Raw genomic sequence first — 19,050 nt, 5'->3', positions numbered from 1 at the left:
TCCACGGTGAACGGCATGACGCCCGAGCTGGCCGGTTCGGCGCCCGACGGCACCTCGGTGCGCCGCTGGGTCCTGGAGCGGGCCGGTGTGCGGGTGAGGGTGCTGACGTACGGCGGGATCCTCCAGTCCGTCGAGGTGCCGGACCGCGACGGGGTGCCCGCGAACGTGGTCCTCGGCTTCGATGATGTCGCGGGGTACGCCGGCTGCCCGTCGCCGTACTTCGGCGCGCTGATCGGCCGGTACGCGAACCGGATCGCGGGCGGGACGTTCACGCTCGACGGGCGGACGTACCGGCTGCCGCGCAACAACGGGCCCAACTGTCTGCACGGCGGGGAGCGCGGCTTCGACAAGCGGGTGTGGGACGCGGAGCCGGCCGCGGACGGGCACGGCGTACGGCTGTCGCTGGTGAGCCCGGACGGCGAGGAGGGGTTTCCCGGCCGGCTGGAGGTCTCGGCGACGTACACGCTGGACGCGGTGGGAGCGCTGCGGATCGACTACCGGGCGGTGACGGACGCGCCGACGGTGCTGAACCTGACGAATCACACCTACTGGAATCTGGGCGGCGCGGGCAGTGGCGGCACCGCCGGGCACGTGCTGCGGATCGCGGCCGGCCACATCACGCCACTGGACGGCGACTCGGTGCCGACGGGGCCGCCCGTGCCGGTCGACGGGACCCGTTTCGACTTCCGTGAGCCGCGCGAGGTGGGGTCGGGCTACGACGACAACTTCGTGCTGGACCAGGGGCGTTCGGCTGATTCGGTGGCGGTTGAGCTGTACGACCCGGTGTCGGGGCGGGTGTTGACGGTGGCGACGACCGAACCGGGCATGCAGCTGTACACCGGTGACCACTTCGACGCGGGGCCGTTCGAGCCCGGCGACGGCATCGCACTGGAGACCCAGCACTTCCCCGACTCGCCGAACCGGCCGGATTTCCCGGGCACGGTGCTGCGGCCGGGCGAGGAGTTCACCTCGGCGACGACGTACGGGTTCGGGCTGCTCTGAAGTCCTCAATCGCCGGACGGGCTCAACAGAGGCCGTCCGGCGATTGAGGACAAGCGCGGCCCGCGAGCCGCGCAACCCGACCAACGACCGCGCGTTCACCAGTCGCGCGGAACACCCGCCGGAGCCGTACCCCCGGTCAGGGGAGTACCCGGGTCCGCACCACCGGACCCGGCAGCCGCACCGGCCCCCGCACCCGCCGCCTCCCCCGTCAGGTCACGGGCCATCAGCGTCGCTCCCGCCACCGCGCCCGGCATCAGGAATACCGCGACGAACGGGACCAGGAAGGCGAGCGTCAGCGGGACGCCGAAGCCCAGCGTGAGCAGCCGGCGGCCCCGCAGCATCGTGAGGCGTTCCCTCAGTTCGATGCCGCGCCGCTGCATCGCGACCGCGGTCAGTTCCTCGGCGAGGAAGAAGCCGGACACACAGAAGCCGAGCACGGGGACGGCTGTCTGGCCGACGACGGGGATGAACCCGAGGGCGAAGAGCAGGACGCCGTACAGCACCACCCGCCCGAGGACCCGCAGGCTGTCCCGCGCGGAGATCCACAGTTCGCGCCAGAGCGGCAGTCCCGACTCCGGTACGTCGCCGCCCTCCGACCGGTCCACGGCCTCGGAGAGCGATTCGTAGAAGGGCTGCCCGACCAGCAGTGTCACGGCCGTGAAGGTGATCACGGCGAGGAACATCACGAGCGCGACGAGCAGCACGGTGAGGAAGCCGCGGAACAGCCCCTGCCACGGCGACGACCAGTCGTCGGCGAAGGGCGTCGCCCAGGCCGTCAGGTCGTCGGCGCCGTAGAAGAGGCCGACGAGCGCCGCCGCGTACAGCACGAGGGTCACCAGACCGGGCAGCAGCCCGAAGCCCAGCCATCGGCCGTGCGCGCCGACCCAGCGCTGGCCCTTCACCAAGTACCCGAATCCCACACCCAGATCACGCATGCGGTCAGCCTATCGGGGTTGTTCCACGGCTGTTTCGGGGTGGTTCCCGGCCGGTTCCATGGGGCGGCTGGGACGGACGGGACTCCGAACACCCCTTGTTGTTGACACGTTCAACCGGTATGACCTGCCTATTGAACCGAACGATCGCGACCGCACGACCCGGAGGTACATCCGCATGAGGATGCCCAGACCTGTTCTGCTCGCCACCGCCACCGCCACCGCGGCCCTGATGCTCGCACCGCTGCCCGCGATCGCCGTTCCCGGCGCCGACGGCGGCCGGCCGTCGCACCCGGTGCGCGACGGCGGCACCACGGACTCGCGCGTGGCCTCGGCCGCACTGCCCTCGGCCGGTGCCGCCGCCCTCTCGTCGGTGGGCACGACCTCGCTCGGCCTGCGCAAGGACGGCGGCTATCCGCGCCGTACCGTCCTGGACACGCTGCCCGAGAACCCGGCCGACAAGTCCATCAAGCTGGGCCTGGCGCCGTACCACTCACTCGCTCCGCGCCTCAACGCCCTCCAGGAGCTGGGCAGTCGGGTCAGTGTCGAGATCGCGGGCCGGTCGGCCGGCGGGCACGACCTGTACCTCGTCACGGTCACGGCGCCGGAGAGCGCGAAGGAGGCCGCCGAGCAGGAGCGGATGCGCGAGCGCATCGAGGACTCCCCCGCGTCGGCCGCCAAGGACCGGCGCATCAAGGAGAGTTACAAGACTCCGGTCTTCATCAACAACAACATCCACGGCAACGAGTGGGAGGGCACCGACGCGGCCCTGAAGCTCATCGAGGAGCTGGCGAAGGCCAAGGACAGCCGTACGAAGAAGCTGCTGTCCACGAGCCGGATCCATCTCAACGTCACGGCCAACCCGGACGGCCGAATAGCCGGAACGCGCGCCAACGGCAACGGCATCGATCTCAACCGCGACTTCATCACCGCCTCACAGCCGGAGGCGCGGGCGGTCCGGCAGATAGCCGTCGACAAGACGCCCGCGGTCATGCTTGATCTCCACGGCTACGTCAACGGCACGCTGATCGAGCCGACGACGCCGCCGCACGGCGAGAACTACGAGTACGACCTGTTTCTCAAGAACTCCTACGCCAACGCCCTCGGTATGGAGGCGGCGGTCGACGACCTCGGCTACACGGCCGACAAGGACGGCGTACAGCCGCCCGTCATCCCCTTCCGGGACCAGGAGGAGGGCTGGGACGACTGGCCGCCGATCTTCACGCCGCAGTACATGGCGTTCCAGGGCGCGGTCGCCTCGCACACCGTCGAGATCCCGATGCGGGTCAACAACAACGACTACAACAACCTGCCCGTCGAGGAGTTGCGCCGCAGGTCGGCGATCAACACCGATGTCGCGGGCGCCGCGATGCGCTCCACGCTCGACTTCGCGCTGGAGAACCGCAAGACGCTGATCGCCGACCAGATCGAGACGTTCCGGCGCGGCGTCGAGGGTGAGAAGCAGCGGGTCGTCTCCGAGGAGACGGTGCCCGGTGTGCCCGGCATCGGCCCGGAGGACATCTACACGACCGACTTCCCGCGGGCGTACGTGATCCCGGCCGGCGACGGCCAGCGGTCGGCCTCCGCCGCCGCGCGGCTCGTCGACCACCTCATCGCCAACGACGTGAAGGTCGAGCAGGCCCGTAAGGGCTTCAAGCTGGCGGGGCGCGCGTATCCGGCCGGTTCGTACGTGGTCGACATGGAGCAGGCCAAGCGCGGGATCGCCAACGTCATCCTGGACGAGGGCCGGGACATCAGCGCGGACGTGTCGTCGATGTACGACATCTCGGGCTGGAGCCTGGGGCTGCTGTGGGGCGCGAACGTCACCAAGGTCAAGCGGGGCTCGCTGGACTTCTCCGGGCGCGAGGTCAACGCCGCCGCGCCCGTCGGCTCGGTGGCCCGTAGCGGCGATCTGAAGCTGCGGCTGGACGACCCGAAGGAGTTCGCCGCCGTCAACTCCCTGCTCGCGCAAGGTGTGAAGGTGCGCAGGACGGCGGACGGCGCGGCGATCGTGCCGTCGTCGGCCCGTAGGAAGGCCGAGATCCTGGCCGACCGGTACGGCGTCGTCTTCGCCGCCACGAGGGACAAGGGCGTCGCGGCGCTGCGGCGTACGACGGTCGCCGCGGCCGTGAACTCGGGCGAGCTGTTCGCGCTGCGCGAGATGGGCTTCGAGGTGCTGCCCGTGTCGACGGCGACGGCGAACGCGGGCTTCGACTGGTCGAAGGCCGACGCGCTGTACGTGTCGACGGGGCTGAGCCACAAGGGGCTGAACGGGAGCGCCCGTGCCGCGCTCGGTGAATTCCTCGCCGGGGGCGCGCCCGTGGTGGCGCTGGGCTCCGGCGGTGCGACGTTCAACGCCGAGGCCGCGCTGCTGGCGGCAACCCCGGTGCGGGGCAACGGGAACGCCAACGGTGTGGTGCGGGTGCTCAACACACCCGGACCGGTCACCGGCGGCACCCAGCCCCACTCGTTCGTCTACTCGCCGATCTGGTTCACCGGGCTCGGCAAGGGCGTGCGTACGGAGCAGTCGTACGGCGGTGGCAACCCGCTCGTCTCGGGCCACTGGCGCGCGAACGAGGACGGCACGGGCGGCCCGCAGGCGGCAGCGGGGCAGGCGGCGATCGTGAGCGGTACGTCGGCGGTGGGTGCGCCGGTCACGCTGTTCGGCACCGAGCCGCTGTTCCGTGACCACCCGAAGGGCTCGTTCGCCCAGGTGGGCCGGGCGCTGCTGAACCGGCTTCCGTAGGGGGCGGGTACGGCGGGTACGCGCAAGGGCCGCACCCCGCTCGTGGGGTGCGGCCCTTGCGTACGTACGGTGCGGTCGGGCTGGTTGTTGCCGGTCAGACGACGGACAGCTCGACCTTGATGTTGCCGCGCGTGGCGTTGGAGTACGGGCACACCTGGTGCGCCTTCTCCAGCAGGTCCTTCGCGGTGGCCGCGTCCACGTTCGGGATGGACGCGGTCAGCTCGACCGCGAGTCCGAAGCCGCCGGCCTCGGTCTTGCCGATGCCGACCTTCGCGGTCACCGTCGAGCCGGAGATGTCGGCCTTCTCCTTGCGGGCGACGACGCCGAGCGCGCTCTGGAAGCAGGCGCTGTAGCCGGCGGCGAAGAGCTGCTCCGGGTTCGTGCCGGCGCCGCTGCCACCCATCTCCTTGGGCGGGTTGACGACGACGTCGAGCTTGCCGTCGTCCGTGGCGACGCGGCCGTCCCGGCCGTTCTCCGCGGTGGCGACGGCGGTGTAGAGGGTGTCGATCTTCTGGATGCTCATACGGGAGGTCCTTCTTCTTGTACGCCGCGGCTCGCGCCCACGGACCGCGGCGGCCTGGAACGAGCCTAACGGCTGCGCATCAGTTGAGGGTGACGACCATCTTTCCGGTGTTGTCGCCGCGGAGCAGGCCGAGGAAGGCCTCGAAGCCGTTCTCGATGCCTTCCACGAAGGTCTCCTGGTACTTCAGCTCGCCGGAGGCGAGCCAGCCGGCCACGTCCTTGACGAACTGCGGCTGGAGCGCCTTGTGGTCGTTCACGAGCATGCCTTGGAGGCGCAGCCGCTTGCCGATGATCTGGGCGAGGTTGCGCGGGGCGGGGGTGGGCTCGGTGCTGTTGTACAGCGAGATCATTCCGCAGATGGTGGCCCGGCCGTGCACGTTGAACGAGTCGATCGCGGCTTCGAGGTGTTCGCCGCCGACGTTGTCGAAGTAGACGTCGATGCCGTCCGGCGCGGCTGCCTTGAGCTGTTCCTTGACCGAACCGCCGGTCTTGTAGTTGAAGGCGGCGTCGAAGCCGTACTCCTCCGTAAGAAGCTTGACCTTGTCGTCGGATCCCGCCGAGCCGATGACCCGCGACGCGCCCTTGATCCGGGCCAGTTGGCCCACCTGGCTGCCGACGGCGCCCGCGGCGCCGGAGACGAACACGGCGTCACCCTCCTTGAAGGAGGCGACCTCGAAGAGCCCGGCGTAGGCGGTGAGGCCCGTCATGCCGAGGACTCCGAGGTAGGCGCTGAGCGGCGCGAGCGAGGCGTCGATCTTGATCGCGTACCGGGCGGGCACCTCCGCGTACTCCCGCCAGCCGAGCCCGTGCAGCACCTGGTCGCCGACCTCGAACCCGTCGGCGTTCGAGGCGATGACCTCGCCGACGGCGGCGCCGTCCATGGGCTGGTCGAGCTGGTACGGCGGGGTGTACGACTTGACGTCGTTCATCTTGCCGCGCATGTACGGGTCGACCGAGAAGTGCTTGGTGCGGACGAGGATCCTGCCCTCGCCCGGCTCGGTCACCGGGACCTCGCGCAGGGCGAAGTCCTCGGCCTTGGGCCAGCCGTGCGGGCGGGCGACGAGATGCCATTCGCGGCTGGTGGCGGGAAGAGCGGTCATGGGTGCGGTGCCTCCTCGGCTTTCGGGGGTGAAGGAGATGCGGGACGGATGCGGGACGGATGCGGAATTAAAGCTTCACCACATGAAACAACCATGCACCTGGATATTTCATGCTGTCAAGTAAACGGGTACTGTGTTACGTATGGCCACTGAGCACACGAACCCCTTGACCCTCGAAGTCGTCGAACTCATCGGCACGGTCGTGGCCCGCTACTACGAGGAGTACGACCACGCCGCGGCGGAGCACTCACTCACCGGCGCGCAGGCGCGCGTACTGGGCCTGCTCTCCATCCAACCTATGCCCATGCGCCGGATCGCACAGAAGCTGAAGTGCGAGCCGTCGAACGTCACGGGGATCGTGGACCGGCTGGAGACACGCGGCCTGGTCGAGCGGCGCCCGGACCCCTCGGACCGGCGGGTGAAGCTCGCGGCGCCCACCGAGATGGGGCGCGAGACGGCGCGGCAACTGCGGGACGGGCTGAACTTCGCACGCGAACCGCTCGCGGACCTGTCGGTGGACGAGCGGACGGTGCTGCGGGACCTGCTGCGGCGGATGCTGGGGGCCGACGCCGGGCAGTGACGGCCCCGCCCCGCCCTCAGAAGCAGAAGATCAACAGAACGCAGTCGTCGTCCTCCGCCGGGGGCGGCGTGGAAGTGGAAGCGGAGGGCCGCGGCGGCTGGGGTTCGTTCGGCCGGCCGGGGGTGCTCGGGTCGGCCGTGGGCCGGGTGGAGCCCGTAGGGCCGGGCGAGTCCGTCGGGTCCGGCTCGTCGCTCGGGCCGGCCGACTCCGCCGGCGCCGCGGACCCCTCGCCGTCGGACGACCCGGATCCCGTCCCCGACGGATCGGGCGAGCCGTCCCCGCCGGGGCCGGACGAGCCGGTGGACGCGGAGGGCGTGCCCGTCACGGGGTCCGGGTCCTTGGGTTCCTTCGGGCCGGCCGGGGGCGGTCCGCCGTCGATGTCGATGGCCCTGTCCTCCTGTACGGAGGTGGCGTCGCCGCCGGACTCCAGCGCCAGCTCCGCCAGGCTCAGCGCGCCGACGGCCAGGACGAGACCCGCCACGGCGAGCAGGACGGCCCGGCCCTTGCGCCGGTGGGTGCCGCGCTCGGCCCGCATCTCGCGGCGCTCGCGCCGGGACACCTCGCGCTTGCGGGAGCCGCGCCGGCGCGGACCCGACACGGGATCCCGGCCGTTTTCGCGCGTGGCGAGGACCACCTCCGCCTCGTGCGGGACAGGGTCGTGGAGCCGTAGCTCCTCGGCGGGCGTACCGCACCCGGCGCACGCCAGGGCGCCGTTGAGGTGCCGCCGACAGTGATGGCAGTAGTCCATGGCGCCCTGAAGATAATCCGGTAAACCACGATGCAGGCACCCGTTCGGTGAAGATCCTGTGCGGAATCGAACCTTCGACCAATCCGCCGTCCGACCTGCCCCGAAGGGGCACGATGTCGCTATGAATGCCACGACATCAGCCAGAGCCGGTGGAACCTCCCGGCCTTTCGGACCGCGCGACTTCCAACTCGTACTGCTGCGCCGAATGGCCGACCACCAGCCCGAGTTGACCGAGGACGCCCGGCGCGCACTGGGCGCCTCGCTCGCCGATTCACGGGAGGCGAACCGGCGCTGGCAGGCGATGGTCCGCTCCCCCCGCGCCCGCGGCACGCTGTCGCGCTACCGCTCGGTGCTGGGTCCGCCGGAGACGACGTTCCCCCGGCAGGTCGGCGATCTGGCGTGCGAGGTGCTGCTGTGGCCCGTGCCCCTCTGGCCCGCGCTGCGCTTCGAGGTGACGGCGGCGCCCGGCGGGGGCGTGTGGAACGAGTGGCTGGTGCGCGCGCCCGGCGAGCCCGGTCCCGAGCTGCGTACGGCCGACGATCTGCGCCCCTGGTCGTGCACGGTCGACGAGGTCGCCCGCGCGTTCGCGCCGGCCAGACCGATGGAGGGTACGGCGCCGACCCGCTGGGGTCTCGCGTTCGACGTGCCGGGGACGGGGCCGTGCGTCGCGGAGTTCACGTGGGGCCTGCTCCAGCGCTGGTCGCCGAGGACATGAGGGGCGGGGCGCGCCCGGTGCGGTGACCGGGAAGGGGCACCGGGTGTCCGTGCGGCGGCGCGTCAGGGCCGCTTCCCGGCGTGACGTCAGCTCCGTGGCCCCGTCGCCCTGCGGCTCCGTACCCCCCGACCGGCGCATCCCAGCGCGCGCACCGCTCCTCCCGCGCCCACGATGCGAAGAGGACCGGCGGCCCGCCGGTGATCCACCTCAGCGCTACCGGGAGAAGACCCCGCCGTGACCGTCAGCCTTGAGCAGTTGCGCCGTTGCCATGTCGCCGTCGACCTCGGGGCCGCCAGGACCCGGGTCTTCGTGAAGGGAGCCGGGCTCGTCGTGGACGAGCCGAGCGTCGCCGCAGTGAACACCAGGACCGGCGCGCTCATCGCCGTCGGCGCCCTGGCCGAACAGATGACGGGCCGTACGCCGCACTACATCCGTGTCGCCCGCCCCGTGACCGGCGGCACCGTCGTGGACATCGAGATGGCCCAGCGGATGCTGCGCCACCTCCTCGGTGAGAAGCTGCGCCGCCAACTGCGCAGGAAGCCGCGGCTGCGGGCGGCGGCGTGCACCCCCCACGACAGCGACCCGCTCGCCCAGCGCGCGGCGATCGAGACCCTGGTCGGCCTCGGCGCCCGCCGGGTCGAGCTGGTCGACACGCTCATCGCCGCGGCCGTCGGCTGCGGGCTGCCGGTGGAGAAGCCGACCGCCACCATGATCATGGTGTGCGGGGCGGCGACCACACAGGTCGCCGTGTTGTCGCTCGGTTCGATCGTGACGGCCCAGCGGATCCCGGTCGGCGGCAACGCCATCGACCACGCGGTCATCCAACACCTGCGCCACCAGCACGAGTTGATGCTGCCGAGCCAGTCCGTCCGGCCGCTCCAGCTGGCGCTGCGCGGTAACGGCATCACCGCGGACGGCCCCCTCTCGACGGAGATCCACGGCCGGGACGTGGCGACGGGGCTCGCCCGGTCGGTCGTCGTGGACACCGCCGCCGTACGGCAGGCCATCCACACCCCGCTCACCGCCGTGCTCGACGGCATCGGCAAGGTGCTGCGCGACTGCCCGCCGGACCTGGTGGCCGACCTCGCCGACACCGGGATCATGATGGTCGGCGGCAGCGCGCTGCTGCCCGGCCTGGACCAGATGCTGCGCGACGCGACGGGCATGCCCGTGCACATCGCCGAGCGGCCCGACGTCTGCGCGATCCTCGGGCTCGGGGCGATGCTGGACGGGAAGATCCAGCCTTTGGTGCTCAATCCGCTGGCGCACGCCGAGTGACGTGACGGCGGGCGGCGAGGGGCCGAACGAGGCGGCGGACCGGGACGAGGCCCCCGCCGCCCCCGAAGCTCCCGAGGCCCCAGGGGCTCCCGAAGCTCCCGGCGAGCGGGAACACGGCGGCCCCGACGGCCCCGGTGAACCCGGTGAGCCCGGCGAGCGGGAACCCGGGCGCCCCCACGTGACGGCCCCCCGGCTGCCCATGCTGCTCGACGCGGTCCTCAACGTCGGGACCGAGGTCGAACTGGCCTCCACCCTCCAGCACGTCGTCGACAGCGCCGCCGACCTCACCGGCGCGCGCTACGGCGCGCTCGCGCTCGCCGGACCCGCCCACGGCCGCGGACCCGACCGCGGACCCGACCGCGGCCGGAGCCGTATCGCCGAACTCTTCTCCGTCGGACTCAGCGACGACGAGCGGCGCCGCATCACCCGGCTCCCCACCGGACACACCGGACTGCTCGGCCACCCCGGCAGCTCCCTCAGCCTCGGGGTGCCCGTCCGCGTCAACAACGACGTACTCGGCCATCTCTGTCTGGCCCGCAAACGGCACGGCCCCTTCACCGAGGAGGATCTGGCCCTGCTGCGGGTACTCGCCTCACAGGCCGGGATCGCGATCGGCAACGCGCGGCTGTACGGCACCGCCCGCCAGCGTGCGCGGTGGATCGAGGGCGCCGCCGCCGTCACGACCGCGCTGCTCACCGGCGAGAGTGCGGCGGACGCGCTGACGACGGTGGCGAAGTCGGCGCGGATCCTGGCCGGAGCCGCCGCCGGGGTGGTGCTCCAGCCCACCGGCGAGGGCGGCATGGAGATCGTCGCCGCCTCGGCACTGGACGACCCCGGCGACATCGTCGGTACGAACATCGCGCCCGGCTCGCCCGTACTCGTCCAACTCCTCAGCGGCGAACCGGTGTACATCGACGACTCGGCGACCGACCCCCGGATGACCACCCATGTGCGGACCCGCTTCGGACCCAGCATGATGCTGCCGCTCCAGAGCGGCGGCCGGCTGATCGGCACGCTCGCGCTCCCGCGCAGACGCGGCGGACGCCCGTACACCGCCGTGGACCGGATGCTGGCCTCGCAGTTCGCCTCCCAGGCCGCGCTCGCGCTGGTGCTGGCCGACGCCCAGCACGACCGGGAGCGGCTGGCGGTCTTCGAGGACCGCGACCGGATCGCCCGCGACCTGCACGATCTGGTCGTACAGCGGCTGTTCGCCACCGAGATGATGCTGGAATCGACGCGGCGGCGCGCGGGCGAAGGGGAACTGTCCGAACTGCTCGGCCAGGCCGTGGACGAACTGGACTCCACGATCCAGGAGGTACGGACCACGATCTTCGCCCTCCAGCAGCCCCCCGCCGACGCGCCGACGAGCCTGCGCGGCAAGGTACTTCGCGAAACGGCGGGCGCGGCGGCCCTGCTGGGCTTCCAGCCGTCCGTGCACTTCACCGGGGCGGTCGACACCCTCGTGGGAGACCCGCTGCACGCCGACCTGCTGGCAGCGCTGCGCCGCGCACTGGCCGCCGCGCACCGGCGCCCCGGGGTGACGTCGATCAATGTGGAGGTCGACGCGACGGCCCAGCTGCCGGGCGGTCGGGACGGGGTGCGGCTGGTGGTCTCGGACGACGGGGAGCGTGCGGCCGGCGAGGAGGACACGTCGCCGGTGACGTGGGAGGCGTCACGGTAAGGGGGCGCGGTGAGGGGGCGCGGTGAGGGGGCGGTCGGACCTCACCCGGACGGCTCTGCCAGCCTGAACGGATGACGATGAAGCAGCTCTCGTGAGCGACGATGAGAAGTCCCGACTCGGTGAGTTCGGCGCCCGGTTGGAGAGCGAGGACATCGACGTCGTCCGGGAGGCTCTGGACGACTACCAGCAGGCACAGGCGGACACCAGGTGGGGCGTGGACAACCCGTACTGGCCGCTGGACAACGAGGTGCGCTTCGCCGCCCGGGACCTCCTCGGACGACCTCCGTCCGGCAACAGCCACGAGAGCGCTCTGGTGGCGCTGTGGCACCTCGCCGAGGAGGGGGACGCGGACCTGATCGCCGATGTCCTCGAAGGCGCCCCGGACGCCGGGGCGCGACAGACGGCGCTTCTCGCGGCCGGCACCGCCCTCGCGGAGGGCGAGGAGCCGAACCGGCGGCTGCTGGCGCTGATCACCGCGATGGTGCTGGACGAGAGCCTTGATGTGGAGGATCGCAAGGACGCCTTGTACGCCCTGGACGATCTCGATCTCCCGGAGGTCGAGGACTTCATCGTCCGTGTCAGTGAATCGCCCGAACTGGAACTCCAGGTGTACGCGGCGCGCTATCTCGCGGCGCCCCTACGGCTCCGCGTCCACCGCGACCGCGTCGGGCGCCTCGCGAAGTCCTGGCCCGAGGACGCGGGTGGGGTGGCCAAGCTGATTCACGAAGCGGTCGAGGGCTTCCACAGCACCTACTGGAAGGACACCGCACCGGACGATCCGGCACTCCGTGAGGCCCACGACGAGCTGCGGTTCCCACCCGGCGACGAGGGATGCCTGCGCGCGTTCGCCACCCTGCTCCGCAGCGAGGACCCGACAGCAGTCGGCATCGCGCTCGACCATTACGAGTCCTGGAAAGGGCTGCGTCATGTCCTGGAGGACGAGGAACGCGCGGATGCCTACCTGCCGGAGGTGCTGGCCCGCGCCCGTGAGGTGCTTCGGCGGCCGATGTCTCCCGCCGAGGTGAGCGCGCTGAACATGATCGGGACACAGCACGCCGAGCCCGGCGACGCCGGGCTCCTGCGGGACGTCCTCACGCGCACGGACTCGGACGCGGTGCGCGCCAAGGCCGCCTGGACAGCCGGTGGAGTGCTCGACAAGGCCGAGGTGAGGGACGAGAAGCTCGTCGCCGCCCTGGGCGACCTGATCCTCGACGCGTCAACCGGCGCGACGGAGACGGCGATCCGCGTCCTGGCCGACAGACTCGGCACGGACGCGGACGGCATCCTCCTGCGGGCGCTGCGCGAGGGTGAGCCGAAGGTGCAGGCATACGCGGCCTATTACCTTGTCCAGACGGGAGCCCTGGATCGGCACCGCGCCGTCCTGGAAGAGGTCGCCGAGAGCTGGGGCGTGCGGCCTCCCCAGCGTCCCTGGGGCCAGGACCCCATTGACCTGATCTTCGGCAGCCCGCACAGCGTCCACTGGGAAGGACACCGGCTCGCGGACCCGAAGCTGTATCGCGCCCACAAACGGCTGAGAGCCCCCACGGCGGACGCCTCGTACCATCAGGCGATGCGCACGCTGCTCGAAAGCGACGACCGGGCGGCCGTGGGCATCGCTCTCGACCACTGGTGGTGTCCCGACGGCGCGGTGAAGCGGGGCGGCGAGGAAGCGCGCGCACCGGAGAGGGTACTCGTCCTGGAACACATCCGGGAGACTCTGCTGCGGCCTCCCTCACCGGCCGACTTCAACAGCGCGTACGGTCCCGAGGCCATGCACCTCACCGCGCTGTCCGCGCTGGACGTCGTGGCGTCGGAAGAGCCGTCCCTGCTGGCCGACATCGTTCAGGCCCCAGGGAGCGATTACGTTCGCGGGCGGGCTCTCGACGCGGTGGAAACGGTGTTCAAGGACGCCCAGGAGACCGATCTGCGGCTCGTCGAGACGTTGGGGAATGTCGCCCGCGACGAGAACGTGCCGCTGGACGACCGCGTCAGGGCACGGGACGTGCTGGCCGAGTCCGCGGTGACGAACGCCGTGGAGGACACGCCGTAGCGGGTCGCACGGGTGCGGGACACGCTCAGCTCCGCCAAGGAGTGAGGCGGGCCGCACCTCGCACAACAGGAGTCCCGGTACGGCGGGTTCGCCGTACGGGGCCCGCTGCCTCATCGCCCGGACCGAGGGGGCACCGGCACCCGGGCCGGGCCGTTCTCAGCGCAGCTTGGCCGCTCATGCCGCCTCGAACCGGGTCACCCAGTGCTGCGTGCGGTCAAGATACGCCGTCTCCGCCTCGGCCCCGGTCTTCCCGTACGCGCCCGAGAAGGTCTGGTCGCGCAGGGCCGAACTTGCCCCGCGTAGACCGGCCTTGGCCTGCCCGGTTCCCCGGTCGAGGCTTCGGCGTACGGGACCGGCAACTGCCCACCTTTCGGACAGTGTTCTGTGACTGAACAAATAAGGCGCCGGCCGCGCGCCCGAGGTCAGCGAGGAGACGGCTGCTCGGACCGGTCCTGGCCCTGGCCCTGGTCCTGGCTCTGGTCCTGACTCTGGTCCTGGTCCTGACTCTGGTCCTGATCCTGGTCTCTGCCCTGCGACCCGGCGGGGCGCGCGCCCGCCTTCCCCGGCCCGACGAACACCGTGGCCGCGAGCGCCAGGACCAGCAGTGCGGCGCAGACATAACTGGAGATCGCCAGCCCGCTCGTCATCGCCTCCCGCGCGGCGTCCGCCACCGCCGCCGTCTCTGGTTCGGCCGAGAGCGACGCGATCGCCGAGCCCGCGCTGCGCGTCACCGCCTCGCCGAACCGCCCCGCCTCCTCGTCCCGCATGCCCAGCTCCGCGAGCCGGTCGCGCAGACCGGAGTTGAGGGTGCTGAGGAACAGCGTGGTGAGCAGGGCGATGCCCAGCGCGGACCCGAGTTCGCGTGCGGCGCTCTGGATGCCCGACCCCTGGCCGGCGCTCTCGGCGGGCACATCCACCAGTACGACGTTGGTGACCTGCGCCGTCGCGAACCCGACGCCCACGCCGTAGACGAACAGCGCGAGCGTGATCAGCCACCAGGCGCTGTCGGTGGCGGCGATCAGCCCCAGCGTCACCAGCCCGGCCGCCTCCAGGACCAGCCCGATCCGGACCTGCCCCAGCGCCGAGACGGAGGCCACCATCGAGAAGCTCGCGTTGCTCGCGGTGAAGCTGCCCACCGCGAGCGCGACCAGCGCGAGCCCGGCCTGGAACGCGCTGTAATCCAGGGCGAATTGGAGCCAGAGCGGCAGCACGGCGATGATGCCGAACTCGCCGAGGCCGACGAACAGCGTCACGATGTTGCCACCCCGGAACGAGGCGACGGAGAACAGCCGTACATCCATCAGCGGCTCGGCGCCCGCCCGCCCGAGCGCCGCCTGCCTGCGCCAGAACGCGCACATGACCAGGGCCGACACGAGGAACGCGACGAACACCGGCGAAGGGCCGTCGCTCCATGAGAGCCCGCCGACGTTCAGCGGCTCGGTGGTCAACAGCCAGCCGTACGTGCGTCCTTCGATCATCGCGAACGCCAGGAGACCGAGCCCGATCGCCGACAGCACGGCGCCGACACGGTCCACGCTCCCCCGGGTACGGGGTGACGCGGGCAGATACAGCAGCACGCCGGCCATGATCAGCGCGATGAGCGGGATGTTGACGCCGAAGGCCCAGCGCCAGGAGAAGTCGGCGAGCCAGCCGCCCAGCAGCGGCCCGACGGCCGCGGCGGCGCCGATGGTCGACCCCCAGACGGCGAACGCCTGGCCGCGGGCCTTGCCGGTGAACGTCGCGTTCAGCAGCGCGAGCGAGGTGGGAAGGATCATGGCCCCGCCGATGCCTTGCAGAAAGCGGGCGAGGATCAGCAGACCACCGTTGGGGGCGAGGGCCGCCAGCAGGCTGGTCGCACCGAAGACCGCGAGACCGATGAGGAAGATCTTCCGCGCGCCGTGCAGATCGGAGAGGCGTCCGGTGAGCAGGAGCAGCGCGGCGAAGACGATCGCGTACGACTCCTGCACCCACTGGGCCTCGCCCGAGCCGATCGACAGGTCGTCGATGATCGGGGCGACGATCACGTTGACGATGGTCAGGTCCACGACGATCAGAGCCACGCCCAGGGATACGGCGATGAGGCCGAACCACTGGCGCGCGGAGGGGACTTGCGCTGTGCCGTCCACCAGGACTCCATTCCAATATATCTTTGTCGCAAAGCTAGTTGACTTTGCGGCAAAGGTAAATTGGTCACGGTAGGTTGTCAAACAGCACGCGGACAGCCGTGCGGCCGGCCGCGAATCACGGGAAGTGGAGCATGTCGATGGAACAGCCGGAGTCCGGCGACCTGGAGGCCCAGCGCGACCGCCTCATGGACGGACTGCGCGCCTTCGGCGCCAACTACACGGAGTTCACGCACCGGTTCGCGACCTGGCTGGGCCTGCACTCCACCGACGCGGCGGCGCTGACCGAGATCCTGTACGCCGAGGACACCGGCACTCCCCTGTCCCCCGCCCGGCTGAGCGAGCGCGTGTCCCTGTCGTCCGGCGCGACGGCCATCCTGCTGAACCGCCTCGAACAGGCCGGGCACATCGTCCGTACGAGGGAGAACACCGACCGCAGAGTCGTCACACTCCGCAGCAGCCCCGACATCCGGCCACGCGCCATCGAGTTCTTCGGCCCCTACTCCACGCGCATGACGGCGGAGATGTCGCGCTACACGCCCGCGGAGCTGCGGCAGTTCGAGGACTTCATCGGCAAGCTGCGCGGGACCATGAACTCACTGCTCGCGAACGAGTACCGGCCCCCCGGCCCCTCCGGCGGCAACAGCCGCAACGGCGGCAGCAGCCCTTCCGGCGCCAACAGCCCGTAGGCCGACCGCCGCTCCCGGTTCATTTCGTTCTCAGGTTGCGGCTTCCGGCCCGATTCTTCGCGATGTTCCGTATCTTCCTGGCGTTGCCGGACTCTGCGAGCGGGGCGAGTACCGGCAGCGACTGCGACTTCTCGGCGAGGAGACGCTGCATCCAGTACGTGACTTCCGCCAACTCGGCCACGCTCGGCACGTGACCGTCCTCGATGGAAAGGCGGAACAGCCAGTCGCGGATGCGGGGCTTCAACGACGCCCTGCGCAGCTACTCGGTGTGGGACTACGGCAACCACGGCAACCACGGCCGTCTCGACCTGTGCGTCCTCGACCATCCCGGTTCGGGACCCGGAGCCCGCTGGTCCCGGCAGGTCCGCATCGGGCAGGAGGTCGCCTTCCTGCGGCCCGAAGGACGGCTCGTCCTTCAGGAGAACGCGCCGTAGCACCTGTTCGTCGGGGACGAGACCGCCTCGGTTGCCTTCGGCGCCATGCTCCGCACCCTGCCCGCGGAGGCACCCGTCCACGGAGTGCTCGTGGCCGACGCGCCCGAAGACCGCCTGCCCTTGCCCCGGTCCGGCGAACTCACCTGGACGTACCGGAACACCACACACCCGACCGACACAGACCTGCTGCTCCACACCCTCCGGGCACTCGACCTGCCCACCGCCCCCGGCGTCGCCTACGTGGCCGGGGAGGCCCGCACCTGCCAGGCCGTGCGCCGGCATCTCACCCACGACCGGGGCTGGCCGCGCAAGGCCGTCGTCGTCAAGCCGTTCTGGGCTCCGGGCAAGCGCGGCCTGGACTAGAAGGTTGATGAAGATCTTGTTGAGGGGCTGCCCGAGCGTGGCGCGTACCGTACGCTCCGCCGCCGGCGGGTCGAGGCCGCCGCCCCGCGCGTACGCCGACTCGAACTCCGGTGCCCCAGCGCCTGTTGGGCGGCCTCTGTGATCCGGTCCACGTCGCCGCGTTCCGCCGAGGGCAGCGGCGCGCCCGTCGCCGCGCGGGCCGTCGCCGCCGCGCCCAGCAGCACCGCCGCCGAGCCCCAGCGGTCGCCGGCCGCCTCGAAACGCCGAGGACTTCGACCCGCGTCTGACGCCCGCCGACGAGCCCGACTGGGAGAACCGCGACAAGGTCTACTCCCCCGAGGTCCGCCCCCACCCTGACGGCGACGGACGACGCGCTGTCCGCGTTCGCCGCACCCGCCGGATCGCGCGCCCCGCACGGGGAGAGTTTGCCGGGCGGGTAGCGACTGTGCGACTCTCCGGTGTCATCTCTCGAAAGGGCTGACCGTGACACTCGGCATGGTTCTCGGCGACATCTCCTCTCGCGCTTCGACGCGGGAGCGGTGGACCGGCCACGCCTGCCTCTCATTCGCGCCTGTGCCGTAGCACGCGGTACAGGCCGTTTCTCACACTCCTCGTCGAAGTGCTCTTCGTGCCCCCGCACGTTCGATCACGAGGAGTACGTGATGCCCACGATCAGCTGGACCGACCGCGACCAGACCGAACGCACCGCCGACTGGCACTCCGAGAGCGAGGTGCCGGCCCCTGGTCAGGTCGTCGTCGCCGACGACCGGATGAAGGCCGACACCGCCTACCGACTGGCCCGCAAGGGCACCGCCCTGCTCTGGCGGGGCGACTTCCACAACGCGCGGCAACTGCTGTCGGCGATGAGCCGCCGCGTCGAACGCGAACCGACCCGTCCGGGCAACACCCCCGCCGAGTCGTTCCGTCTGCACCGCCGCGCCCGCGGCCATCGCGCCCGGGTACTGGGCAAGTTGCTCGTCACCCTGGAGGACGACCACTCGCTCGCGCTGCGCAGGGCGCCCGATGTCCGCCGGGCGTGCGCGGAGGCGTACGGTCCGCCGTCCGGCGTCCGCGTGGTCGCGCTCAGCGAACTGCTGGGCGTGATCGGCGCGCGGCAGTGGCGCGTCAAGGGGGTGGATGTGCCGGCGCTCGGCTCCCGCGTGCATCCCCACTACGGCGTGTTCTCGCCGGTCAGAGGGGAGTACGTCGACCTCGTCGCGCACGCGCCGCTGGATGTTCGGCCCCGCACGGCCTTCGACCTCGGCACGGGCACCGGTGTGCTGGCCGCCGTCCTGGCCGGGCGCGGACCCGACCGTGTCGTGGCCACCGACATCAGCCCGCGCGCCCTCGTCTGCGCCGACGACAACGTCCGCGCGCTGGGCCTCGCCGAGAAGATCGAGATCGTGGGCCCGTGCCTGTACCCGCAGGGCCGCGCCGACCTGGTCGTCTGCAACCCGCCGTGGATTCCCGCGCGGCCGACCTCCACCGTCGAGCAGGGTGTCTACGACCCGGACAGCGGCATGCTCCACGGCTTCCTGGACGGGCTCGCGAGCCATCTCGAACCGGGTGGTGAGGGCTGGCTCGTCCTGTCGGACCTGGCCGAACACCTCGGTCTGCGGACCCGGCACGAACTGCTGTCGGGCATCGGGGCGGCGGGTCTGCGCGTGGTGGACAGGACCGACACCAAGCCGCGCCATCCACGGGCGGCGGACACCACCGACCCGCTGCACGCGGCGCGCGCCGCGGAGATCACGTCGCTCTGGCGCCTGAGCAGCGCCTGAGCAACGTCTCGGCAGCACCTTGCGCCGGACAAGAAACCGGTCAGTACTCCCGCGCCCGCCCGGGATCGCCGGCACGTGCCGCAGCAGTACGACCACCAGCACCGCCGTCACCAGCGCGAACGCCACGCTGACGACGGCCGCCGCATGGAACCCGGCGGTGAAGGCGTCCCGCGCGACCACCAGCAACTCGGCCCGGCCGGGGCTGTCCTGCGCGGGCGTCGTTGGTGCGGGCGTCGTTGGTTGGGTCGGTACTGATGAGGTCATGGGTGGACTGTGCGACGGGGTGTCCCGGGTCCGGCTCGGACG

Annotated in this window: 17 protein-coding genes and 1 pseudogene; 12 read left to right on the top strand and 6 right to left on the bottom strand. The window is 71.3% G+C overall.

Translation table 11 applies throughout. The features are described 5' to 3' along the window. Positions 1 to 15: 15 nt before the first annotated feature. Complete coding sequence (locus tag OG700_RS28405) at positions 16 to 1,002, top strand: aldose epimerase family protein (protein ID WP_405622036.1); 987 nt, start codon at positions 16 to 18, stop codon at positions 1,000 to 1,002. Between the two features lie 95 nt (positions 1,003 to 1,097). On the opposite strand, the gene OG700_RS28400 is transcribed toward OG700_RS28405, so the two are convergent. Beyond that, entirely contained in the window at positions 1,098 to 1,937 is an 840-nt protein-coding gene (locus OG700_RS28400; RefSeq protein ID WP_405618400.1) for an EI24 domain-containing protein, read from the bottom strand. A gap of 175 nt (positions 1,938 to 2,112) precedes the next feature. Here OG700_RS28400 and OG700_RS28395 point away from each other — a divergent pair, with 175 nt between their 5' ends. Further along, entirely contained in the window at positions 2,113 to 4,680 is a 2,568-nt protein-coding gene (locus OG700_RS28395) for a M14 family zinc carboxypeptidase (RefSeq protein WP_405618398.1), read from the top strand. Between the two features lie 94 nt (positions 4,681 to 4,774). Here OG700_RS28395 and OG700_RS28390 read toward each other — a convergent pair whose 3' ends face one another. Together OG700_RS28390 and OG700_RS28385 are read right to left on the bottom strand one after the other, a co-directional pair. Further along, positions 4,775 to 5,203, bottom strand: coding sequence for an organic hydroperoxide resistance protein (locus tag OG700_RS28390; protein ID WP_405618396.1), 429 nt, complete (start codon positions 5,201 to 5,203; stop codon positions 4,775 to 4,777). A 79-nt stretch (positions 5,204 to 5,282) separates the two neighbouring features. Further along, positions 5,283 to 6,302 (bottom strand): NADP-dependent oxidoreductase, encoded by a 1,020-nt coding sequence (locus tag OG700_RS28385; protein ID WP_405618393.1) that lies wholly within the window; start codon positions 6,300 to 6,302, stop codon positions 5,283 to 5,285. A gap of 142 nt (positions 6,303 to 6,444) precedes the next feature. Between OG700_RS28385 and OG700_RS28380 the strand changes: the two genes are divergently transcribed. Beyond that, on the top strand, positions 6,445 to 6,882 hold the full coding sequence (locus tag OG700_RS28380; RefSeq protein WP_405618391.1) for a MarR family winged helix-turn-helix transcriptional regulator: 438 nt from the start codon (positions 6,445 to 6,447) through the stop codon (positions 6,880 to 6,882). Positions 6,883 to 6,898: 16 nt separating this feature from the next. Here OG700_RS28380 and OG700_RS28375 read toward each other — a convergent pair whose 3' ends face one another. Further along, complete coding sequence (locus tag OG700_RS28375; protein ID WP_405618389.1) at positions 6,899 to 7,630, bottom strand: hypothetical protein; 732 nt, start codon at positions 7,628 to 7,630, stop codon at positions 6,899 to 6,901. Positions 7,631 to 7,751: 121 nt separating this feature from the next. On the opposite strand from OG700_RS28375, the gene OG700_RS28370 reads away from it, so the two are divergent. The 4 genes from OG700_RS28370 to OG700_RS28355 all read left to right on the top strand — a co-directional run bounded on the left by OG700_RS28370 (position 7,752) and on the right by OG700_RS28355 (position 13,354). Further along, positions 7,752 to 8,345, top strand: a complete 594-nt coding sequence (locus tag OG700_RS28370; RefSeq protein WP_405618387.1) for a hypothetical protein — start codon at positions 7,752 to 7,754, stop codon at positions 8,343 to 8,345. Positions 8,346 to 8,579: 234 nt separating this feature from the next. Beyond that, entirely contained in the window at positions 8,580 to 9,623 is a 1,044-nt protein-coding gene (locus tag OG700_RS28365) for a rod shape-determining protein (protein ID WP_405618385.1), read from the top strand. A 199-nt stretch (positions 9,624 to 9,822) separates the two neighbouring features. Further along, positions 9,823 to 11,304, top strand: coding sequence for a GAF domain-containing protein (locus OG700_RS28360; RefSeq protein ID WP_405622034.1), 1,482 nt, complete (start codon positions 9,823 to 9,825; stop codon positions 11,302 to 11,304). A gap of 91 nt (positions 11,305 to 11,395) precedes the next feature. Continuing rightward, complete coding sequence (locus OG700_RS28355; RefSeq protein ID WP_405618383.1) at positions 11,396 to 13,354, top strand: HEAT repeat domain-containing protein; 1,959 nt, start codon at positions 11,396 to 11,398, stop codon at positions 13,352 to 13,354. 422 nt (positions 13,355 to 13,776) lie between these two features. Here the strand turns inward: OG700_RS28355 and OG700_RS28350 are convergent, their stop codons facing one another. Then, the gene (locus OG700_RS28350; protein ID WP_405618381.1) at positions 13,777 to 15,480 is read right to left on the bottom strand and encodes an MFS transporter; all 1,704 of its coding nucleotides are present in this window, start codon (positions 15,478 to 15,480) and stop codon (positions 13,777 to 13,779) included. Between the two features lie 137 nt (positions 15,481 to 15,617). On the opposite strand from OG700_RS28350, the gene OG700_RS28345 reads away from it, so the two are divergent. Continuing rightward, complete coding sequence (locus OG700_RS28345; protein WP_405618379.1) at positions 15,618 to 16,166, top strand: MarR family winged helix-turn-helix transcriptional regulator; 549 nt, start codon at positions 15,618 to 15,620, stop codon at positions 16,164 to 16,166. A gap of 19 nt (positions 16,167 to 16,185) precedes the next feature. Here OG700_RS28345 and OG700_RS28340 read toward each other — a convergent pair whose 3' ends face one another. Then, positions 16,186 to 16,356, bottom strand: a complete 171-nt coding sequence (locus OG700_RS28340) for a hypothetical protein (protein WP_405618377.1) — start codon at positions 16,354 to 16,356, stop codon at positions 16,186 to 16,188. Positions 16,357 to 16,369: 13 nt separating this feature from the next. On the opposite strand from OG700_RS28340, the gene OG700_RS28335 reads away from it, so the two are divergent. The 4 genes and pseudogenes from OG700_RS28335 to OG700_RS28320 all read left to right on the top strand — a co-directional run bounded on the left by OG700_RS28335 (position 16,370) and on the right by OG700_RS28320 (position 18,744). Then, positions 16,370 to 16,600: a siderophore-interacting protein gene (locus OG700_RS28335; protein ID WP_405618375.1), complete on the top strand. Its 231-nt coding sequence runs from the start codon at positions 16,370 to 16,372 to the stop codon at positions 16,598 to 16,600. Between the two features lie 3 nt (positions 16,601 to 16,603). After that, a complete protein-coding gene (locus OG700_RS28330; RefSeq protein WP_405622032.1) occupies positions 16,604 to 16,963 on the top strand; it encodes a siderophore-interacting protein in 360 nt (119 codons plus the stop codon). A 262-nt stretch (positions 16,964 to 17,225) separates the two neighbouring features. After that, positions 17,226 to 17,321 (top strand): annotated as a pseudogene (locus tag OG700_RS28325) (NADPH oxidoreductase); the annotation flags it as partial. Positions 17,322 to 17,625: 304 nt separating this feature from the next. Beyond that, positions 17,626 to 18,744, top strand: coding sequence for a methyltransferase (locus OG700_RS28320; RefSeq protein WP_405618372.1), 1,119 nt, complete (start codon positions 17,626 to 17,628; stop codon positions 18,742 to 18,744). The last annotated feature ends 306 nt before the right edge of the window (positions 18,745 to 19,050 follow it).

This window comes from Streptomyces sp. NBC_01508, assembly GCF_045040315.1.
Lineage (GTDB): Bacteria > Actinomycetota > Actinomycetes > Streptomycetales > Streptomycetaceae > Streptomyces.
Note: the sequence above shows the minus strand (reverse complement) of the source record. Positions and strands in the feature narration are given on the sequence as shown.